This is a genomic window from Pseudomonas batumici (genome assembly GCF_000820515.1).
Taxonomy (GTDB): Bacteria; Pseudomonadota; Gammaproteobacteria; order Pseudomonadales; family Pseudomonadaceae; genus Aquipseudomonas; species Aquipseudomonas batumici.
In genome coordinates this window covers 1-467 of the sequence record NZ_JXDG01000113.1, presented here as the reverse complement: position 1 = coordinate 467, position 467 = coordinate 1, and the positions used below count along the sequence as shown (strand labels likewise).

At 67.9% G+C, this 467-nt stretch carries 1 protein-coding gene; it reads right to left on the bottom strand.

What is annotated here, in order from left to right:
• A partial coding sequence (locus UCMB321_RS28940) for a condensation domain-containing protein (protein WP_040072074.1) occupies positions 1 to 467 on the bottom strand: 467 nt, incomplete at both ends.

The following is a 467-nucleotide window of genomic DNA, read 5'->3' as shown; positions in this document are numbered from 1 at the left end:
TGGCGGACTCCGCCCTCGTGCCGTTCGAAGGTGGTGCGCAGGCTTTCATGGCGGGCGACGATACGGTCCAGGGCGCGTTGCAAGGCATGGCGGTCGAGCCGGCCACGTAGGCGCAGGGCGGCCGGCATGTGGTAGGCGACGCTGGCGGCGTGGTCGAGTTGGTCGAGGAACCACAAGCGTTGCTGGGCCAGGGACAGCGGCAGGTCCTGGTCGCGCGACACCGCTTCAATCGGTTGGACCCGCGACTGGGTCGCCTGGTCCACGCACGCGGCCAGGGCCTGCAGGGAGGTCAGGCCGAACAGGGTGCGCAGGTCGATCTCGACACCAAGGTCCTGATGCAGGCGGGCTTGCAGTTGCACGGTGAGCAGCGAGTGACCGCCGAGTTCGAGGAAACCGTCGTGACGGCCGACCTGATCCAGGCCGAGCAGGGTTTTCCAGATCTCAGCGATGGCGACTTCGGTGTCGCC